1 pseudogene is annotated in these 243 nt (G+C 77.0%); it reads right to left on the reverse strand.

Annotated features, from left to right (window positions below):
• Positions 1–243: pseudogene (gene aroE / locus SB751_RS34355) on the reverse strand (shikimate dehydrogenase); the annotation flags it as partial.

The following is a 243-nucleotide window of genomic DNA, read 5'->3' on the forward strand; positions in this document are numbered from 1 at the left end:
TCGGCCGCCTGGCCGACCAGCATGCCGAGGCCGTCGGCCGTCAGCGCGGCGCCATCCTGGCGCGCCTGGCGCATGAACGCCGTCGGCTGGGCGCCGTACATCATGTCGTAGGCGGCGGCGCCTTCGGCGTACAGGCCGGCGGGCAGCTCGGGGGCGGCGTCCTGCAGCCCGCTGGCGGTGGCGTTGACGACCAGGTTCCAGCCGCCGGGCAGGGCGGCATCGGGCAGGCCGCCGGCGGTAACG

It is taken from the genome of Cupriavidus sp. SIMBA_020, from assembly GCF_046535395.1.
Lineage (GTDB): Bacteria > Pseudomonadota > Gammaproteobacteria > Burkholderiales > Burkholderiaceae > Cupriavidus > Cupriavidus campinensis.